The 16543-nt window shown below is 60.7% G+C and carries 15 protein-coding genes and 2 pseudogenes; 9 read left to right on the top strand and 8 right to left on the bottom strand.

Features of this window, described 5'->3' with window-relative positions; translation table 11 throughout:
- The 3 genes and pseudogenes from JCM12178_RS17935 to clpB all read left to right on the top strand — a co-directional run.
- Positions 1-597 (top strand): annotated as a pseudogene (locus JCM12178_RS17935) (J domain-containing protein); the annotation flags it as partial.
- Positions 598-683: 86 nt separating this feature from the next.
- Entirely contained in the window at positions 684-941 is a 258-nt protein-coding gene (locus JCM12178_RS18780) for a chaperone modulator CbpM (RefSeq protein ID WP_054652170.1), read from the top strand.
- A 24-nt stretch (positions 942-965) separates the two neighbouring features.
- Positions 966-3566, top strand: coding sequence for an ATP-dependent chaperone ClpB (gene clpB / locus JCM12178_RS13880; protein ID WP_054652168.1), 2601 nt, complete (start codon positions 966-968; stop codon positions 3564-3566).
- 53 nt (positions 3567-3619) lie between these two features.
- Here clpB and amrB read toward each other — a convergent pair whose 3' ends face one another.
- From amrB to JCM12178_RS13845, 8 genes are all read right to left on the bottom strand, one after another.
- Complete coding sequence (gene amrB / locus JCM12178_RS13875; protein WP_054652166.1) at positions 3620-4429, bottom strand: AmmeMemoRadiSam system protein B; 810 nt, start codon at positions 4427-4429, stop codon at positions 3620-3622.
- An 8-nt stretch (positions 4430-4437) separates the two neighbouring features.
- Positions 4438-6285 carry a tetratricopeptide repeat protein gene (locus tag JCM12178_RS19940; protein WP_245628790.1) on the bottom strand — a complete coding sequence of 616 codons (1848 nt, stop codon included), beginning with the start codon at positions 6283-6285 and terminating at the stop codon, positions 4438-4440.
- Between the two features lie 23 nt (positions 6286-6308).
- Entirely contained in the window at positions 6309-7910 is a 1602-nt protein-coding gene (locus tag JCM12178_RS19935) for a hypothetical protein (protein ID WP_245628789.1), read from the bottom strand.
- Positions 7911-7962: 52 nt separating this feature from the next.
- Positions 7963-8988: a sigma-54 interaction domain-containing protein gene (locus JCM12178_RS13865; RefSeq protein WP_054652164.1), complete on the bottom strand. Its 1026-nt coding sequence runs from the start codon at positions 8986-8988 to the stop codon at positions 7963-7965.
- 158 nt (positions 8989-9146) lie between these two features.
- Positions 9147-9824, bottom strand: a complete 678-nt coding sequence (locus JCM12178_RS13860; RefSeq protein WP_172677148.1) for a substrate-binding periplasmic protein — start codon at positions 9822-9824, stop codon at positions 9147-9149.
- 157 nt (positions 9825-9981) lie between these two features.
- Positions 9982-11385 carry an NAD(P)/FAD-dependent oxidoreductase gene (locus JCM12178_RS13855; protein WP_054652160.1) on the bottom strand — a complete coding sequence of 468 codons (1404 nt, stop codon included), beginning with the start codon at positions 11383-11385 and terminating at the stop codon, positions 9982-9984.
- 178 nt (positions 11386-11563) lie between these two features.
- Complete coding sequence (locus tag JCM12178_RS13850; protein ID WP_054652158.1) at positions 11564-12286, bottom strand: DUF1194 domain-containing protein; 723 nt, start codon at positions 12284-12286, stop codon at positions 11564-11566.
- A 226-nt stretch (positions 12287-12512) separates the two neighbouring features.
- Complete coding sequence (locus tag JCM12178_RS13845; protein ID WP_054652156.1) at positions 12513-12842, bottom strand: flagellar basal body protein; 330 nt, start codon at positions 12840-12842, stop codon at positions 12513-12515.
- Positions 12843-12871: 29 nt separating this feature from the next.
- Between JCM12178_RS13845 and JCM12178_RS13840 the strand changes: the two genes are divergently transcribed.
- The 6 genes and pseudogenes from JCM12178_RS13840 to JCM12178_RS13815 form a co-directional block, all read left to right on the top strand.
- Complete coding sequence (locus tag JCM12178_RS13840) at positions 12872-13153, top strand: MoaD/ThiS family protein (protein ID WP_369404528.1); 282 nt, start codon at positions 12872-12874, stop codon at positions 13151-13153.
- The gene (locus JCM12178_RS13835) at positions 13153-14007 is read left to right on the top strand and encodes a HesA/MoeB/ThiF family protein (RefSeq protein WP_054652152.1); all 855 of its coding nucleotides are present in this window, start codon (positions 13153-13155) and stop codon (positions 14005-14007) included. The genes JCM12178_RS13840 and JCM12178_RS13835 overlap by 1 nt, the downstream gene beginning before the upstream one ends.
- Before the next feature lie 96 nt (positions 14008-14103).
- Positions 14104-14493, top strand: coding sequence for a winged helix-turn-helix domain-containing protein (locus tag JCM12178_RS13830; RefSeq protein WP_054652150.1), 390 nt, complete (start codon positions 14104-14106; stop codon positions 14491-14493).
- Between the two features lie 22 nt (positions 14494-14515).
- Positions 14516-15339: pseudogene (locus JCM12178_RS13825) on the top strand (ABC transporter substrate-binding protein).
- Positions 15340-15401: 62 nt separating this feature from the next.
- Positions 15402-16097, top strand: a complete 696-nt coding sequence (locus JCM12178_RS13820) for an ABC transporter permease (RefSeq protein ID WP_054652148.1) — start codon at positions 15402-15404, stop codon at positions 16095-16097.
- A partial coding sequence (locus JCM12178_RS13815; RefSeq protein ID WP_083465952.1) for an ATP-binding cassette domain-containing protein occupies positions 16094-16543 on the top strand: 450 nt, incomplete at its 3' end. The genes JCM12178_RS13820 and JCM12178_RS13815, both read left to right, overlap by 4 nt.

Below are 16543 nucleotides of genomic sequence, written 5' to 3'. Positions count from 1 at the left end.
CTTCCGCCAGACCGGCGGGTTCGGCGGCCAGCGGTTCCAGCAGCGCCCCCGGCGTGGACAGGACTCCGAGGCCATTTATGAGCTCTCGCTGGAAGAAGCGTTTCAGGGCGGGCAGAAGACCATCACCCTGACCGAAACAGGACCGACGGGCGCACCGACCACCAAGACACTGGAGTCAACGTCCCCGCAGGCATCAAGGACGGCCAGAGGATACGGCTTTCCGGACAGGGGCACCCCGGCGCCAGCGGCGGGCCTGCCGGTGATCTTTTCCTGAAAATCAAGCTAAGGAAGCATCCCCGCTTCAGCGTGGACGGCGCTAACATCACTCTCGACCTGCCGCTGACCCCGTGGGAAGCGGCACTCGGCACCAAAGTGCGCGTCCCGACCCTCGACGGCGCGGTTGAAATGAACATCCCGGCCGGGATCGGCTCGGGCAAGAAGCTCCGCATCCGTCAGAAGGGACTGGGAACCGGTGCCAAGCGCGGCGACCAGTTCGTGCGCATCATGGTGCAGGTGCCGGAAAAGCTCAGCCGGGAAGAGAAACGGCTCATGGAAGAACTCGCGGAACAATCGTCCTTCAAGCCGAGGGACTTCTAGGGAGGAAAACCGTCTATGCCCACTCGCAGACTCAAACAGACGCTGCTGAAGATGCCTGGCTCAATCTTCCGGAACGCTCGGACAACGTGGTCTGGGCGCAACTCGTGGAGCTCACCGGCATCACGCCCACGGCCATGGCCGAGCTCTCCGAACTCGGCTGGGTAGAACCGGGCATGACCGCCTCCGAGGAATACATTTTCACCCACAGGGATGTCTTTCGCATCCAGAAACTGATGCGGATTTGTAAAGACCTTGACCTTACCTTCACCGGTGGAAGCATCATCGTCGATCTTCTGGAGCGAATCGAGGAACTCGAAAACGAGATCGAAGAATTGAAGCGCTAGAAGGCGTTTCAAGGAGGTGCATACATGGACCCGAACAAATTCACGAAAAAAACTCAGGAAGCCGTATCCGAGGCCCAGAACCTCGCCATACGCTTCGGCCATCAGCAAATAGACGCAGAACACCTGCTCTACGCCCTTGCGACGCAGGACAGCGGCCTTGTGCCCCAGATTCTGTCCAAGCTCGGCGTTGACGCGCAGGCATATACCGGAGCCATCGAGGCGGAGATCAACAAGCTGCCCAAGGTCTCCGGTCCGGGCGCGCGGCCAGACCAGATCGTCGTGACCCAGCGGCTACAGAAAGCCCTTGTGGAAGCCGAGGAGAACGCCAAGCGGATGCAGGACGAGTACATCAGCGTGGAGCATATTTTCCTCGCCCTGATGGACGACTCCCCCTCCACCGGCGCAGGCCGCGTCAACCGCCAGTTCAAGCTGGACAAAAACCGCGTGCTCGAAGCTCTGACCGCCGTGCGCGGCAACCAGCGCGTGACCTCCGACAACCCGGAGGCCACCTACGACTCGCTCAAGAAGTACGGGCGCGACCTCGTGGAAGCGGCTCGCAGCGGCAAGCTCGACCCGGTCATTGGCCGCGACGCCGAGATTCGCAGGGTGATCCGCATTCTCTCCCGCCGCACCAAGAACAACCCGGTGCTCATCGGTGACGCGGGCGTGGGCAAGACCGCCATCGCCGAAGGGCTGGCCCAGCGCATCGTCAAGGGCGATGTCCCCGAAGGCCTCAAGGAAAAGACAATCTTCGGTCTCGACATGGGCGCGCTCATTGCCGGGGCCAAGTACCGCGGCGAGTTCGAGGAGCGCCTCAAGGCCGTGCTCAAGGAAGTGGAGGAATCGTCCGGACAGATCATCATGTTCATCGACGAAATCCACACCATCGTGGGTGCGGGCAAGACAGACGGAGCCATGGACGCGGGCAACCTGCTCAAGCCCATGCTGGCGCGCGGCGAGCTGCACTGCATCGGCGCGACCACCACGGACGAGTACCGAAAGCATATTGAAAAGGACCCCGCGCTGGAACGCCGCTTCCAGACCGTGCTGGTGGACGAACCCTCCGTCGAGGACACCATTTCCATCCTGCGCGGTCTGCGCGAACGTTTCGAGGTCCACCACGGCGTGCGCATCTCCGATGGCGCAGTGGTCGAAGCGGCGGTACTTTCCAACCGCTACATCTCCGACCGCCAGCTCCCGGACAAGGCCATCGACCTCATTGACGAGGCCGCGGCCCTGATCCGCACCGAGATCGACTCCCAGCCCTACGAACTGGACAAGGCCAACCGGCAGGTCATGCAGCTCGAAATCGAGCGTGAAGCCCTGCGCCGCGAAAGCGACGAGGCCTCCAAGGAACGCCTGGAAAAACTGGAACGTGAGCTTGCGGACCTCAAGGAAAAGCAGTCCCGACTCATGACCCAGTGGGAAAACGAGAAGGAAGGTATTGAACGCCTTCGCGCGCTCAAGCAGGAAATCGAGGCTGTACGGCTCGAAATCGAGGAAGCCAAGCGCATTCATGATTACAACCGCGTCGCCGAACTGGAATACGGCCGCCTGAACGCCCTTGAAAAGGAACTGGCCGCAAGAAACGAGGCCATGGAATCCGGCGAGGAAGGCCCGCGCATGGTCAAGGAAGAGGTCGGCCCGGACGACGTGGCGCAGGTCATCTCCCGCTGGACCGGCATTCCGGTCTCCAAGCTGCTTGAAGGCGAACGCGAAAAGCTCCTTCGTCTCGGCGACCAGCTCCACGAGCGTGTCATCGGGCAGGATCAGGCCGTGCAGGCCGTTGCAGACGCGGTTCTTCGCGCTCGCGCGGGCCTCAAGAATCCGTCACGGCCCATCGGCTCGTTCATCTTCCTCGGCCCCACCGGGGTGGGCAAGACCGAGCTGTGCAAGACGCTGGCCCAGTCGCTCTTCGACTCCGAGGACAACATGGTGCGCATCGACATGTCCGAGTACATGGAAAAGCACACCGTGGCACGCCTCATCGGCGCGCCTCCGGGCTATGTGGGGTACGACGAGGGCGGCCAACTCACCGAGGCAGTCCGCCGCAAGCCCTACTCCGTGGTCCTCTTCGACGAAATCGAGAAAGCGCACCACGACGTGTTCAACGTGCTGCTGCAGATACTGGACGATGGCCGCCTGACCGACTCGCACGGCCGCACCGTGGACTTCAAGAACACGGTCATCATCATGACCTCGAACCTCGGCGCGCAATACATGCTGGAAGGCATCGACGAACAAGGCGAGTTCCGTGAAGGTGTTGAGGGACAGGTAATGAACACCCTGCGTCAGCACTTCAGGCCCGAATTCCTGAACCGCGTGGACGAGACGGTCCTGTTCCGGCCGTTGCACATGGACCAGCTGGTCAAGATCATCGACCTGCTGGCCGAAGGTGTCAGGCAGCGCCTCGCGGACCGCAAGATCGAGCTGGAGATTTCGGAAAAGGCCAAGGCCTTCATGGCCGAAGCCGCATACGACCCCAGCTTCGGCGCTCGCCCGCTGCACCGCTACCTTCAAGTGCACCTCGAAACGCCGCTTGCCAAGCGGATCATCGGGGGAGAACTCCTCGACGGCGAGACAGTGGTCGTGGACGTTGAAAACGGGAAGATCGTCTTCAAATAAAACAAAAAAGCGGGGCTGAACGGCCCCGCTTTTTCATTTCAAATCCCTCTTTCCTAATCGACCACTATCCCGGCGTAGCCGACCACATGACCGTAGTCGCCTGAGGCATCGGCGGAGGTTGTGTAGCCCACCAGCTCGGCGTTTTGTGCCCCGAGCTCTCCGGCAGCGGAAAGCGCAAGCGTCATGGGCAGCACCCCGCACATGGATATGTCGTTGGTTCGGACCGTGTTCCAGAGCTGCGCGGGGTCGAGCGTCAATGCCGCCTCGACTGCCAGTGCGTCCCGTTTTCTGGCCTCTTCGTCGCTGATGAAGTGGCTCATGTCCGAACTGACCACCATGGAGACGGGCTTATCAAGCGATTTGAGCACCTCGGCCACCTGTTTTCCGGCATCAAGAAGCCGGTTCGGGTCCGGGTCGGAGATGGCCACCGGCACGATGCGCGTGGACGGATTCAGACGGTGCAGGAACGGCACGATCACTTCCAGCGAGTGCTCGGTTGCGTGGGCCTGCGTGTCTGCCTCGAACGAATCCACTCCGTCCAGCAGCAGCCCGGCCAGTTCTTCGTCCACGGCAAGCGATCCGCCGGGAAAGGCCCACTCCCCCTGACTCCAGAGGCTCATGGGCGTGCCCAGCCCGGTGTGATTGGGACCAAGCATGAGGATGGTCTCGGAAAGGTTGGCCCGGGAAAGCGTCGCACCGCAGAGCGAGCCGGAAAAAACGTATCCCGCATGGGGGACCATGGCCACGATGGTATGTCGTTCACGTTTTTCCCCTACTAGGCCGAGCATGGCGTCGAGTTCGGCGACGAGGGCCGCCGCGTCACCCGGGTAGAACCGACCGGCAACATGGGGCTTTCTAATCATGACTCCTCCTATTGGGGGCTTGGAGCGTATTCCTGGGCTCGCTGCTCAAGCTGGTAGGTTTCCAGCTCGGAGCGGGCAAGGTCGGCCTGCAGGGACTGGGGCTTCTTGTCCACAATGTCCTGCAGGAGCGACTTCCACTCTTCCATGGCACCGGCCTTGCGATAGATTCGGGCAAGCTTCAGACGAGTGGGCGCCCATTCGGGATGATCGGGACCGATGTACTTGTCATACTCTCGCGCCCAGCGGAGGGCCTGCTCGTAACGACCGGAACGCTCAGTGGAGTTAATCGACATCAGCACGGCATCCTTAATTTTTTCCGGATCACCGTCGTTTTGCAGCAACAAGGCCAGTGCCTCCTGCGAGTACAGGAAGACGCGACGCAAGTCCTGCTTCTTCATGGCGTTCTTGGCCAGATAATACATGGCGTATCCCCGGAAGGACGGATCCACTTCGGGGTTTTTGGCAAGCTCGGCCCAGAGAGGCACGGCCTTGGTCTCGTCGCCGAGATTCTGCAGCGACATGGCCCGCGCGTAATTGAGCTGACGGAGCTGCTTGGGATCAATATCCCAGTTCGCTTCCGCATGCTTGACCAGTTCATTGATGGCGTCCCAGTTGTACTCACCGAGATACACATTGACCGCAAGGTCGAGCGCCTTGTCGGAAACACCGGGAATCTGCTTGTCGAGGTACGGTTGAAGCAAGGCCAGAGCCTCCGCGGGCTGACCGAGTTTCCAATAAGCGGTGGCGACCATGAGCTTTGCGTCGTCGTCCACCTTGGTCTCTTCTTCGCCGATGAAATCGTAATCTTCCCAGTAACGCACCACGCGCTTGTAGTTCTCTTCCTGAATCAGGCCCGGCAGCGCCCTGACAAACACGCTGTCTCCGAGTTCACGGGCACGATTGGCCAGCTTGCTGTCCGGGAAGAGGTCAAGAAAGTCCTGCGAGGCGGCCAGCGCTTCGGCATATTTGTCGTGGAAGGCGTACCACATGGCAAGCTTGAGTTGCGCCACAGGAGCCAGCGGGCTTTCCGGGTGCTTCTCCACAATATCGGTGTAGATGTTGACCGGCTGCAGGTTGTAAGGCCTGTCGAACACCCCGCCCATCTGGACCAGTGTGGGATCGTCGTAAATACCCTCCTCGGCCAGACGCATCTTGGAGATCAACCCGCCTTCCTCGTCCGGATAATCCTCGGCGGCTTTCTGATAAATCTCCTTGGCGGGCTTGAGCTGGTCGAGCTTGAGGTACAGGTCCCCTATCTTGGCCAGTGCGATGTCCGCTTTCTCGGCCTCGGGGTTGAGGTTGTAGTAGGTGAAATAATGATCTTTGGCCGGAGCGTATTTGCCAACGCGCTCCTCAATGCCGCCAGCCAGCAGAAGGAACTCCGGCTCCTGCATGTAGAAATCGGGCCAGCGCTTGTCGATGTAGTCGGTGACCTGAAAAGCCTGTTCGTCATAGCCAGTCTTCTCAAGGGATTTTGCGAGCATGTATGCGGCGGACTTGACCAGCTCGTGTTCCGGGTACTTCTGGATCATGTACTGGAACTGGTCGGCAGCCTCACGGTAGTCGCCCTGCTTGAAATAATAATCGCCCCAGTAGTAACTGATGGCCGGAATATTCTGGTCGTCCGGGTATTTGTTGCGCAGGATGTTGAAGTACGCCTTGGCCTCGGGGATGTTGCCCGCCTTGAGGTTCACCAAGCCGAGATTCAAGAGCGCATGCGGGACGCGATCAGACTCGAGGTTGGCGTTCAGGGCCTTGAGGTAGGCGTCGTTGATGGGATCGAAGAACCCTTTAGGGTCATCCTTGTGCATCTGCATGGCGATGTCGGCCACGGCATAGAGAATTTCCTCGCGCATGTCCTCGGGCAGATACGACCGGGTCAGCAGGTCATCATAGGCGCCTTGGCCCCTTCGAGGCTGCCGTTGAACATCAGGGACTGGGCGTCATACATCTTGTTCTTGACCAGCAGGAGCTTCTGCTCCTTGGTCAAATCCTCTTCGGGAACCCCCTCGGGCAACGTCACGGGCTCATCCACGGCGTCGCTGGCATTGGCATCCGCAGCAACCGCCGCTTCGGGCTTCGGAGCCTCTTCAGCCACGGCCTCAGGGGCTTCGGCTGTGTCCTGCTCCGGCTCGGGACGGGGCTGTTCGGAGGGCTGCTCCTCGGCCACCGGCGGCTGAACAGGCTGCACCTCTGCCGTCTGTACCGGCGGGGATACGGCCTGTTGCGTCTCTTCCTCCGGCTGCTTCGCAGCAGGCGGCGGCGCTACCTGACCACCTGCCTGCATGCCGGGAGGCGGTGCCACCGCGCCGGTCACCACACCGGGAACAGCCTCAGGGGCTTGCGCCTGAGCTTCCTGTGCGGCACCGACGCCGGGAGCTTGGTCCACCGGTGCAGGCTCAACCGGCGCAGGGGGCTCAACGGCCCCGGCAACCTGCGCCTGCGGCGCTTCCGAAGCGTTGGCCTGCTGAACCGGCTGAGTCGGAGCAGGCTGCTGGGCGGCCTTGGACACGCCCTGCAACTCGGTAAGCTTCACATCCTCGGCATCGCGCTGAACCGCCTGAAAACGTACTTCATCCTCACTGCTCGGGCCGGGCGGACGCGGGCGACCTTCCTGCTCTTCTCCCGGTGCGGGCGGCGGCGTCACGGAACTGCGTACAGAATACGGGACCGAGTAAAACGGTTTGTCCGGCGACTGGGCTCCCATGGCGGGCGGAGCCTTCGGGGCAGTTTCCTGCGCCTGCGGCACGGTTTGCAAAACAGTCTGGGGCACAGGCGACGAAGTTGCTTCCGGGCCATCAGCTGTAACAACCGGAACATCAGATTCGGCGGTTTCCGGCTCCTCTACGAGATCTCTCTCAGTGGGGGCAGGTGTGACGTTCTTGAGCTTTTCAGCGATGTCGCTCGCGGTTTCACGGGGCTTTTGAGGCTGCTCGGCCTTGTCAGACTCGGCAGCGGGAGCCGGGTCAGGATCAGGCTCCGGCTTTGGCGCAGGCTTTTGAGCAGGTTGCGGTTCAGGCTTTGGGGCCGGAGCCGGCCTTGGAGCGGGAGTGGCAACATTTCGCTGCGATTCCGGTTTCCACCGCGCCCCGATGGGGTCGCGAAAGACCTGAAGAACAAATTCGGGCTTGCCCGGAGAGTTCAGGCGCATGTATCCGAATGCGTCCGTTCTGGTCCTAATGACCAGTGAATTGCCGGAAATATTTACCGAGTCTACCAGCTTGGTGCCATTGAAGGTGGTGGTTGAAAGTCGGTCCTCGTTCTGCCAGAAGCCGGGCGGGAAGCTGACGGTGATCTCGCGCTTGCCGGTTCTCTTGACGGAAAACTCCGGTCTGGCTCCATCGAACGTAAACGTGAAACGGTCCGAATCCCCGCGCGGGGCAAAGGATACGCGCAGGGCGTGTGCCGGTGTCGCGAGGAGCAACCCGGTCAGCAGTGCGGCAAGCAGCCAGAAGGTTCGGTGCACACGTTTCACAGTCACGAGGGTTGGCCTTGCAAGTTACGTGCTGCAACCCCGGACTCACCGGGGAACCTTATTGGTTTTTTTCCAGCAGTTTGCGCTTTTTCAGTTTCTCTATGAGCGTGGTCCGCTTGATGCCGAGCAATTCGGCGGCCCGGTTTTTGACCCCTTCGGCCTCGTCCAGCGCCTCCAGCAGCAGTCGGTCTTCCACGGCCTCCAGAAAGCCCTTCAGGTCTCCGGCCTTGTCATTCATGTCCGACAATTTCGGCCACGCGAATCCGGCCGGGCGCACAACCACGTCCTCGACCTTCTTTCGCGGTTTCTCCCCGATATCCTGCCACATTTTATCCGGCAGGTCTTCGGGCAAAATATGGTTCTCATCACAGAGGATGGAAAGCCGCTCCATGAAGTTTTCCAGTTCACGAACATTGCCGGGCCAGGAATAGGTAAGGAACATCTCCTTGGCCTCGTCCGTGACGGTCAGGCGCTTGCGCCCTTTGTCCGTGCAGAAACGCCCGAGGAAATGCCGGGCCAGTTCGAGAATATCGGCCCCGCGCTCGCGCAGGGGCGGCAGATGGAGCGGAATGACGTTCAAGCGATAGAAAAGGTCCTCGCGGAAACGACCGGCCGCGACCTCTCCCTCAAGGTCCCGGTTGGTTGCCGCCACTACCCGGACATCCACCTGCTTGATCGACGCGCCCCCGACCCGCTCAATCTCCCTCTCCTGAAGGACGCGGAGAATCTTGACCTGCAGGCTGAGGTCCATTTCGCCTATTTCGTCAAGAAAAATGGTCCCGCCGTCCGCCAGCTCGAATCGGCCGGGACGGGAGCGGATGGCGTGCGTGAAAGCGCCCTTTTCATGCCCGAAGAGTTCCGACTCCAGAAGCTCCTTCGGGATCGCACCGCAGTTGATTGGCACGAATGGCCGTTCGCGACGCTTGCTGTTGCGATGCAGCGCACGCACCAGAAGCTCCTTGCCTGTCCCGGATTCACCGGTGACAAGCACGGTGCTGTCCGTGGGCGCGACCTTTTCAAGCACCTTGAAAACATCGGCAAGCGCCGGACTTTCACCGATTATGCCGTCAACATTGAGCGCCATTGTCCCTCCGCGTGAATACGTGGCCGGGCAGCCGAAACGGTTCTACCCGACATACACTACGAACTTCACTGTCAACAAAATGACAGGCTGTCAATGGCGCGGTGATGATTTTTTAAAAATTTTCTAAAAAGTGCCGGTTTCCCGAAGAACAGGGACGGCTAGTCGGAGGAGGTCCGGTTCCAGACGGGCATGGGCGTCTGCTCGACCGCCTTGGCGATGCGATCACGGACATCCTGCGGGACAGTGCGAGAGCACATTATATGGCGGGTCTCGCCCTTGGGCATTCCCTCGGGCACGTACCATGATATCTTGCCCTGATGCGAGCCGGTAAACTCGATGAGTCCCGATATCCCTTCTGGCGAGAGAAAAGCGTAATCAAGCCGCTCGCTTTCAATCATGCGGACGAGGTGCTCAAGGTCCGCCGTAGCTTGGCGCACCTTGCGAACGCGCAGGCTTATCTCCCTGTCCATGCGACTGCCGAGTGAGTAGCCGTTTTGCAACCCGAGCACGAGGTCCGGGCTGTCGAGCACCTCGTCAAGATTCCTGAGTTTGTCGAAACGCGTGTCGCTGGAGCGATGAACCACGGCAAGGGGGGCATTGCGGTATGTGGGCGGCGAGAACCATGCGAACGACTCACGGCCCGGAGTGCGAAACGCGGCAATGGCGCAGACCGGCTCACCGGCCATCATGAGCGTCACGATGCGCTTGCCGGGCATGGCCTGATACGTGGCGTCAATGCCAGCCCTGCGCATGACCTCACGGGTGGCGTCGGCAAGAATTCCCCCGAGCTTTCCGTCTTCGGTGTAGCTATACGGCGGATATTCGATATACGCCACCTTCAACTCCTCGGCGGAGCCAGGTGCGGCCATTGCGAGAATGGCAATAAGGATGAAGACAACGGCAAATCGCATCACCGAGAAACGATATACCAAGGGGGCGTTTTCAACAAGCCCGACCGGACGTCAAATCCGGCCGGACTGTTATTTTTTCCAATCAGGAAGCGCGCCTGATGATTTCCTTGGCTGGCACGAGGGCTGTTGCGGCTGCGGAAACGATGTTCCCGGCCACTCCCGGCCCGTCTCCTGCCACAAAGAGTCCATCAACGGCGGTTTCGAGCTTCTTCGAGGTGTCCACCTGCGTGGCGAAGAACTTGATCTCCGGGGCGTACAGGAGGGTTTCATCATTGGAAACGCCCGGCACCACGGAGTTGAGCTGCTCCAGTCCGTCAACGAGGTTAGTGACGATACGCTCGGGCAGAGCCATGGCGATGTCGCCGCAGACCACGTCCTTGAGCGTCGGCTCGATGGAGCTGTTTTTGATGCGGTTCCATGTGGAGCGGCGTCCGCGCTTGAGGTCGCCAAAGCGCTGCAGAATCGGCTTGCCGCCACCGATGATGGTGGCGAGCCTGCCGATGGATTCGCCATAGGCGGTGTTGTTCTCCACGGGATCGTTCAGCACGATCTTGGAGAGGAACGCGAAGTTGGCGTTGTCGGACTTCTTGTCCATGTAGGCGTGGCCGTTGACGCACACGAAGTCCTGATAGTTTTCCAGCGCCACGAATCCGCCGTAGTTGGTGCAAAACGTCCGGGTCTGGTCGTCGTACTTGGTGGTGCGAACGAAGAAGGTGGGGTCGTAGATCACTTCGCAGAGGTCCTGCATGATCTCGTTGGCCACTTCCACGCGGACGCCGACCTCGATACCGCGCTGGGACACGTTGATGCCGTGCCCCTTGACCACCGAGGCGACCCATTCGGCACCAACACGGCCGGGGGCGAGAATGACGTTTCCGGCGGTGTACTCACCACGGTTGGTCACCACGCCGGTCACCTTGCCGTCTTCCACGGTGACGTCCTTCACCTCTTCGGAAGTATGGAAGCTGACGCCTCGCTCACGGATGTAGTCGGCCATGCCCGCGATGTGGCCCGGCAGGTTGTCGGAGCCGAGGTGTTTCTGCTTGATGAGCAGAAGATCGATGCCGTTCTTCTTGGCTTCCTTGCGCACGGACTTGGCGCTGTCCATGTCGGTGGGATAGACCTTCCCGTCCATGTTGAAGCGGTTGAAGATGCTCTCGGTTTCGTCAATGAGCGCCGTGGCCTCGGACATGGACATGAACTGGGTGAGGTCGGTCTTGCCGAGCCGGGGGATGAAGTTGAGCTTTCCGTCGGAAAACAGCCCGGCCCCGCCAACGCCGCAGAGGATGTTGCAGGGGCGGCACTTCACGCACCACTCGTCACCGGCAATGGGACATTTGCGCTTCAGGGAAGGCTTGCCCTTTTCGATGACCAGTACGTCGAGGTTGGAGTGTTCGGCAAAGTAGTAGGCGGCGAACAGTCCGGCAGGACCGCCGCCGACGATGATAACGTCAAAATTGGTTTTGGCAGGCTTCGAGGGTGCCATGTTCTCTCCTTCTTATAGGGCACAAGTATGGCCCGCAGGCGCACGGGACCGCGCGCAGACGGGCCATGATTGACGATATTATCGAAAATCGCCAAACGTCAAGAAGAAAAAAAACACTACCACCTTGATGGCGAAGCCGCCCCGCATGACGCTCGGGACGGCTTCGCGCAAGGACCGCTTATCGGCACATCCTGCGGACGCCGATGACGCTCAGGAGACCGGCCAGCACCAGCACGATGGAGGTCGGCTCCGGGGTGGGAATCTGTTCCGTGATCTCACGCTCAAGCTTCAGGGCGATGGCGGACTCGAAATCATCGAAATCGTCCGCAGCCTGAATGAAGCCGTCGCTGGTAATCACGTTATTAAGATAATAATCCGCGATGCTCGATCCGATGGGCAGGCCGTTGATGGTCACGCCCGCGGACTCGGCAGCCGAGACTGCGCCGGGAACGTCGCCACCGTCGTTCTCGGAACCGTCGCCCGAGAGATCAAGCACGAGACGGGTGCCTTCATACGCGTTATCGAAAAGCGAAACACCGTAGTTGATGGCCGCGCCGACACCGGTGACGCCGCCAAAAGCTCTGGACACCCCGGAGAGCACCGAGGCGAAGGCCTGCGCGTCAGCAACCGTGGAGATCAGCGTCCAGTCCACAAGCTGCTGCTGCTCGTTGGAGCTGGACCATTCATAGTAAGTCACGGCGAACGGCTCGAACGAACCGAACGAAGCGATGTTATTGAACGCGTTCACATACCCGTCGCGCTGGAGGGTGTACTCCGAAGAACTGACCGACCCCGAAACATCCACGCCCAACGCCAGTTCAAGGTTGATCGGAGCCGCGAACGCCCCTGCCGGGAAGAGCAGGATTAACGCAAGCAGAACGGCTGACAGTGTCCTCTTCATGCTAACCTCCTAAGCGACCACACGGCCACATATGTTTGCTGTCTGCAAACCATGAAGCAACATGCGTTCCGAACTGCAACACCTTGATACAACTGTCTATTTTTTGAAGCACCCTTCAAAAAACGTCGAAAAAAACGACAGTTTGAGGCGCAAGATGTAAAGCCTCACGACAGGACGCAAAGGTCAAGTGGAGAGAAAAAGACAGGAAACGGAAAAGAAGGACGGCCTAGACGACCATGTTCAGGAGGTGTCCGGTCATCTCCTCGTGGGCGCGAACCACGGCGGCATTGGCACCGACCATGTGCTCGTTGCGCATCAGGCCGACCATCTCGCGGCCGATGTCCGTGTTGGAGCCTTCCACGCCATTGATGACGGGACCGGGGGAATCGTCTCTGCGGATGTCCGAAACGCGCACGCCGTTACCGCCGGGGCCTTCCTCGAAAGCCACGGAGGACGCCTTGAATTCGTCGGTATTGACGTTGGCGATGTTGTTCGCGCCCACCTGCTGCGCCACTGACGCGGCAGAGACCGCCTGTGCTGCCGATTCGATTCCCATGGCTTTATTTAACCATATTCGGGGCGAGGGTGCAAATAGCGGATTGTGTTGCCAGCCGGGACGCCTCGCGTTATTCTGCCCGCATGACTATTCAGGTGAAATGTTTTGCGACTCTGGCCTCGCACCTGCCCGAAAACAGCGACGAATTTCCCATCGAGCAGGGCGACACGGTGCGCTCGGTGGCTCAGCGGCTGGGCATAGGCGAAGAGGAACTCCACCTCATCTTCATCAATAACGCCCGCGCCGATCTGGACTCCGAGCTCTCAAACGGCGACCGGCTCGGTCTCTTCCCTGCTGTCGGAGGCGGCTGATGCCCGAGGTACCGGCCACCGCCCCTCGAATCATCGAGGCGCTTTGGGAGCGCGCCCAGCCAGATGAGATGCCCGGCGGCCCTGCCCCGATGCTTTCCTGCGCCGATGTCTCGGAAGTGGCAGAACGCTTCGGGCTTTCAGGCTGGCAGGTGGAAGCGGCGGCCCTTTCTGAAGGCATGGTGCCTCGCCGGTACAGCCGGAGCATGAACGCCGTCACGCCAGCGCAGCAGGCCACGATCCTGAGCACCCGCGTCGCGCTCGTGGGCCTCGGCGGACTTGGCGGCACGCTGCTCGACCAGCTTGCCCGCACCGGTTTCGGCCGCATCCACGCCGTGGACGGAGACGTCTTTGAGGAGTCCAACCTCAACCGGCAGGCACTCTCCACCATGAAGACCGTTGGCACGCCGAAAGCCGAAACCGCTGTCGCACGCTGTGCCGAGATCAACCCGTCTGTTGAGATCGAAACCACAAATGCCTTTCTGGACCGGGACCAGTTCGCCGCATTCCTGCAGGACGCCGACATCGCCGTGGACGCCCTCGGCGGGCTGCGCCACAGGCTTGCGTTACAGGAAGCCGCAGCGGAAGCAGGTATCCCGCTCGTCACCGGAGCCCTTGCAGGCTGGACCGGCTATGTCGGAACGGTCATGCCCGGACAGATCGGCCCCGCCTCCATAATGGGTACGGACAATTCCGCCGAGCAGACCCTCGGCTGCCCCGCACCCACCGTCTCACTGGTGGCCTCCATCATGGCCGCCGAAGTCGTGGCGCTCGCCACAGACCGCCCCGCCTCACTTTCCGGTAATATTCTGGTCATCGATCTCGACTCGGGCAGCTTCGAAAAAGTTTCCCTTTAAAAGTGTCAAACCTCGGGCTATTATGTCGCCCTTGACCGAATGCATGCGCTCATGCATTCGTATGCCAATACTCAAGTATTACGGGACGGTTTTGATATGACAAAAAGAAAATCGGGCGCCACGCTTCGGCTGAGGGTCTGGATAGAGGAAGAACAGGATCTCTACATCGGTATTGGCAGCACCCTGCTGCTCAAGAAGATCGACGAGCTCGGCTCGCTCAAGAAAGCGTCCGAAGAGCTCGGCATGAGCTACCGCCGCGCGTGGGGCAAGCTCAAAAAAACCGAAAACCGCGTGGGCACCAAGCTGGTGACCAAAATCCCCGGACAGGGGCAGCGGTTTGCCCTCTCGGATGAAGGCCGCGACCTGATGGAACGGTTCCTCGCCTTTTACGTGGATGTCGAGCGTTATGCCCGCAAGCGGGCGTCAGAAATACTGGAAAAGGAAATCCGGCCGAGCCATGAGTTCGGCCTCAGTGACACCGAGTAAAACAACCTTTGAGGAGGACCCCATGAAATTCATGAAAGCCGCCCTGATCAGCCTCGCCATGACCGCTCTGCTGGCCGCTGCCGCATTTGCGGGCGAGACCCTGATGATGGCAACCACCACCAGCACCGCCAACACCGGCCTGCTGGACGAGCTCATCGTTCCCAAGTTCCAGAAAGACACCGGCGTCGAACTCAAGTTCGTGGCCGTGGGCACCGGCAAGGCTCTCAAGATGGCCGAGAACTGTGACGTGGACGTGGTGCTCGTGCACGCCCCCGCAGCCGAGCAGAAGTACGTTGACGCTGGCGTGCTGATGGACCGCAAGGAGCTGATGTACAACGACTTCGTCATCATCGGCCCGGCCTCCGACCCCGCAAAGGTCAAGGGCATGAAGGTCGTTGAAGCCATGAAGACCATCGCCGCCGCCAAGGCAGCCTTTGCCTCCCGCGGGACAACTCCGGCACCAACAAGAAGGAAATCTCCCTTTGGAAGGCCGCCGGAATGGCTGTCCCCGACAAGGCCGAATGGTACGTGCAGACCGGTCAGGGCATGCTGCCCACCATCACCGTGGCCAACGAAAAGGGCGCCTACACCATGACCGACCGCGGCACCTACATCAAGTACAGCGCCAACCACGACGGCAACCCGCCGCTGAAGGTGCTGGTCGAAGGCGACGAGATCCTCTTCAACCAGTACAGCGCACTGGCCGTGAACCCGGAAAAGTGCCCCAGCGCCAAGTACGATCTGGCTGGCAAGTTCATCGCCTGGATGGCCAAGCCCGACACCCAGAAGGCCATCGGCGACTTCCGCCTGCTGGGCAAGAAGCTGTTCATCCCCAACGCCAAGTAATGTGACCCCCAACCGGCGCGGCGTACGGACTCCCGTGCGCCGCGCGTCTTAAACGGACAGGTATGGACTTTCTTCTCGACGGTTTTCTGCGGGCGTTCGGCCTGCTCTTCTCCGGCGACCCGGAGACCTTCTCCGCAGTGTGGACCACCGTGGCCGTATCCACCCTGTCCATTGTCGCCTGCCTGCTCTGCGGCATCCCGCTGGGATTCGCCCTCGGGCACAACGAATTTCGCGGCAAGAAGGCCATCCGCACCGTGGTGGACACCCTGCTCTCCTTTCCCACCGTAGTCATCGGTCTTGTTGTCTATGCCTTCCTTTCCCGCAAAGGGCCCTTTGGCGAGGCAGAACTGCTCTTCACCATCCCCGGCATCGCCGTGGGCCAGTTCATGCTCGGCATGCCCATCGTCATCGCCATGACCGCCAACGCCGTGGAAAACCTTGACCGCAGGCTGCGCCCGACCCTCGTCACCCTCGGCGCGACCCCCGGCCAGATGCTCTGGTCCACGATTCTCGAAGCACGCTACAGCCTGATGCTGGCCGCTGTTGCCGCCTACGGGCGCATCGTCTCGGAGGTGGGCATCTCCATGATGGTCGGCGGCAACATCAAATGGCACACCCGCACCATCACCACGGCCATCGCGCTGGAGACCGGCAAGGGCGAGTTCGACATGGGCATCGCCCTCGGCATGGTCCTGCTCGCGGTGGCGTTCGCCGTGAACATCGGTGTTGCGACGCTCAAGCGGAGGGCCGCCCAGTGACCACTCCGCTTTACTCGCTCCGAAGTGTTACCCAGCAATATTCTGGACGCACGGTGCTCGATCTGGAGTCGCTGGATATCGCCTCCGGCAGCATCGTCGGCATCAGCGGCCCCAACGGATGCGGCAAATCCACCCTGCTTCGCATTCTGGCCCGGCTGGAAACGCCCTGCGGTGGAAACCTGCATTTCAAAGGCCACCCCATCGACATCCGCGAGGCTGACGGACACCGGGAAATCACCCTGCTCCTGCAGGAACCTTTTCTGCTCAAGCGCTCGGTCTTTGCCAACGTGGCCTTTGGCCTGCGGGCCAGAAAGGTCGCCAACGCAGATGCGCGCGTTGCCGAGGCTCTTCAAATGGTGGGGCTTGATCCTGTCGCGTTCTCGTCCCGAAAATGGTATGAACTCTCCGGCGGCGAAGCGCAGCGCGTGGCGCTGGCGGCGCGGCTG

Source organism: Salidesulfovibrio brasiliensis JCM 12178 (genome assembly GCF_001311825.1).
In the GTDB taxonomy this organism is placed as follows: domain Bacteria; phylum Desulfobacterota; class Desulfovibrionia; order Desulfovibrionales; family Desulfovibrionaceae; genus Pseudodesulfovibrio; species Pseudodesulfovibrio brasiliensis.
This window is presented reverse-complemented; position numbering and strand designations above follow the sequence as displayed.

Coding starts and splice junctions, on each gene's coding strand:
- JCM12178_RS13865 (WP_054652164.1), bottom strand. CDS start 8,988: ATGGCGCTCAATGTTGACGGCATAATCGGTGAAAGTCCGGCGCTTGCC.
- clpB (WP_054652168.1), top strand. CDS start 966: ATGGACCCGAACAAATTCACGAAAAAAACTCAGGAAGCCGTATCCGAG.
- amrB (WP_054652166.1), bottom strand. CDS start 4,429: ATGATTAGAAAGCCCCATGTTGCCGGTCGGTTCTACCCGGGTGACGCG.
- JCM12178_RS13820 (WP_054652148.1), top strand. CDS start 15,402: ATGGACTTTCTTCTCGACGGTTTTCTGCGGGCGTTCGGCCTGCTCTTC.
- JCM12178_RS13850 (WP_054652158.1), bottom strand. CDS start 12,286: ATGAAGAGGACACTGTCAGCCGTTCTGCTTGCGTTAATCCTGCTCTTC.
- JCM12178_RS13835 (WP_054652152.1), top strand. CDS start 13,153: ATGCCCGAGGTACCGGCCACCGCCCCTCGAATCATCGAGGCGCTTTGG.
- JCM12178_RS13830 (WP_054652150.1), top strand. CDS start 14,104: ATGACAAAAAGAAAATCGGGCGCCACGCTTCGGCTGAGGGTCTGGATA.
- JCM12178_RS13855 (WP_054652160.1), bottom strand. CDS start 11,385: ATGGCACCCTCGAAGCCTGCCAAAACCAATTTTGACGTTATCATCGTC.
- JCM12178_RS13845 (WP_054652156.1), bottom strand. CDS start 12,842: ATGGGAATCGAATCGGCAGCACAGGCGGTCTCTGCCGCGTCAGTGGCG.
- JCM12178_RS19940 (WP_245628790.1), bottom strand. CDS start 6,285: ATGCGCGAGGAAATTCTCTATGCCGTGGCCGACATCGCCATGCAGATG.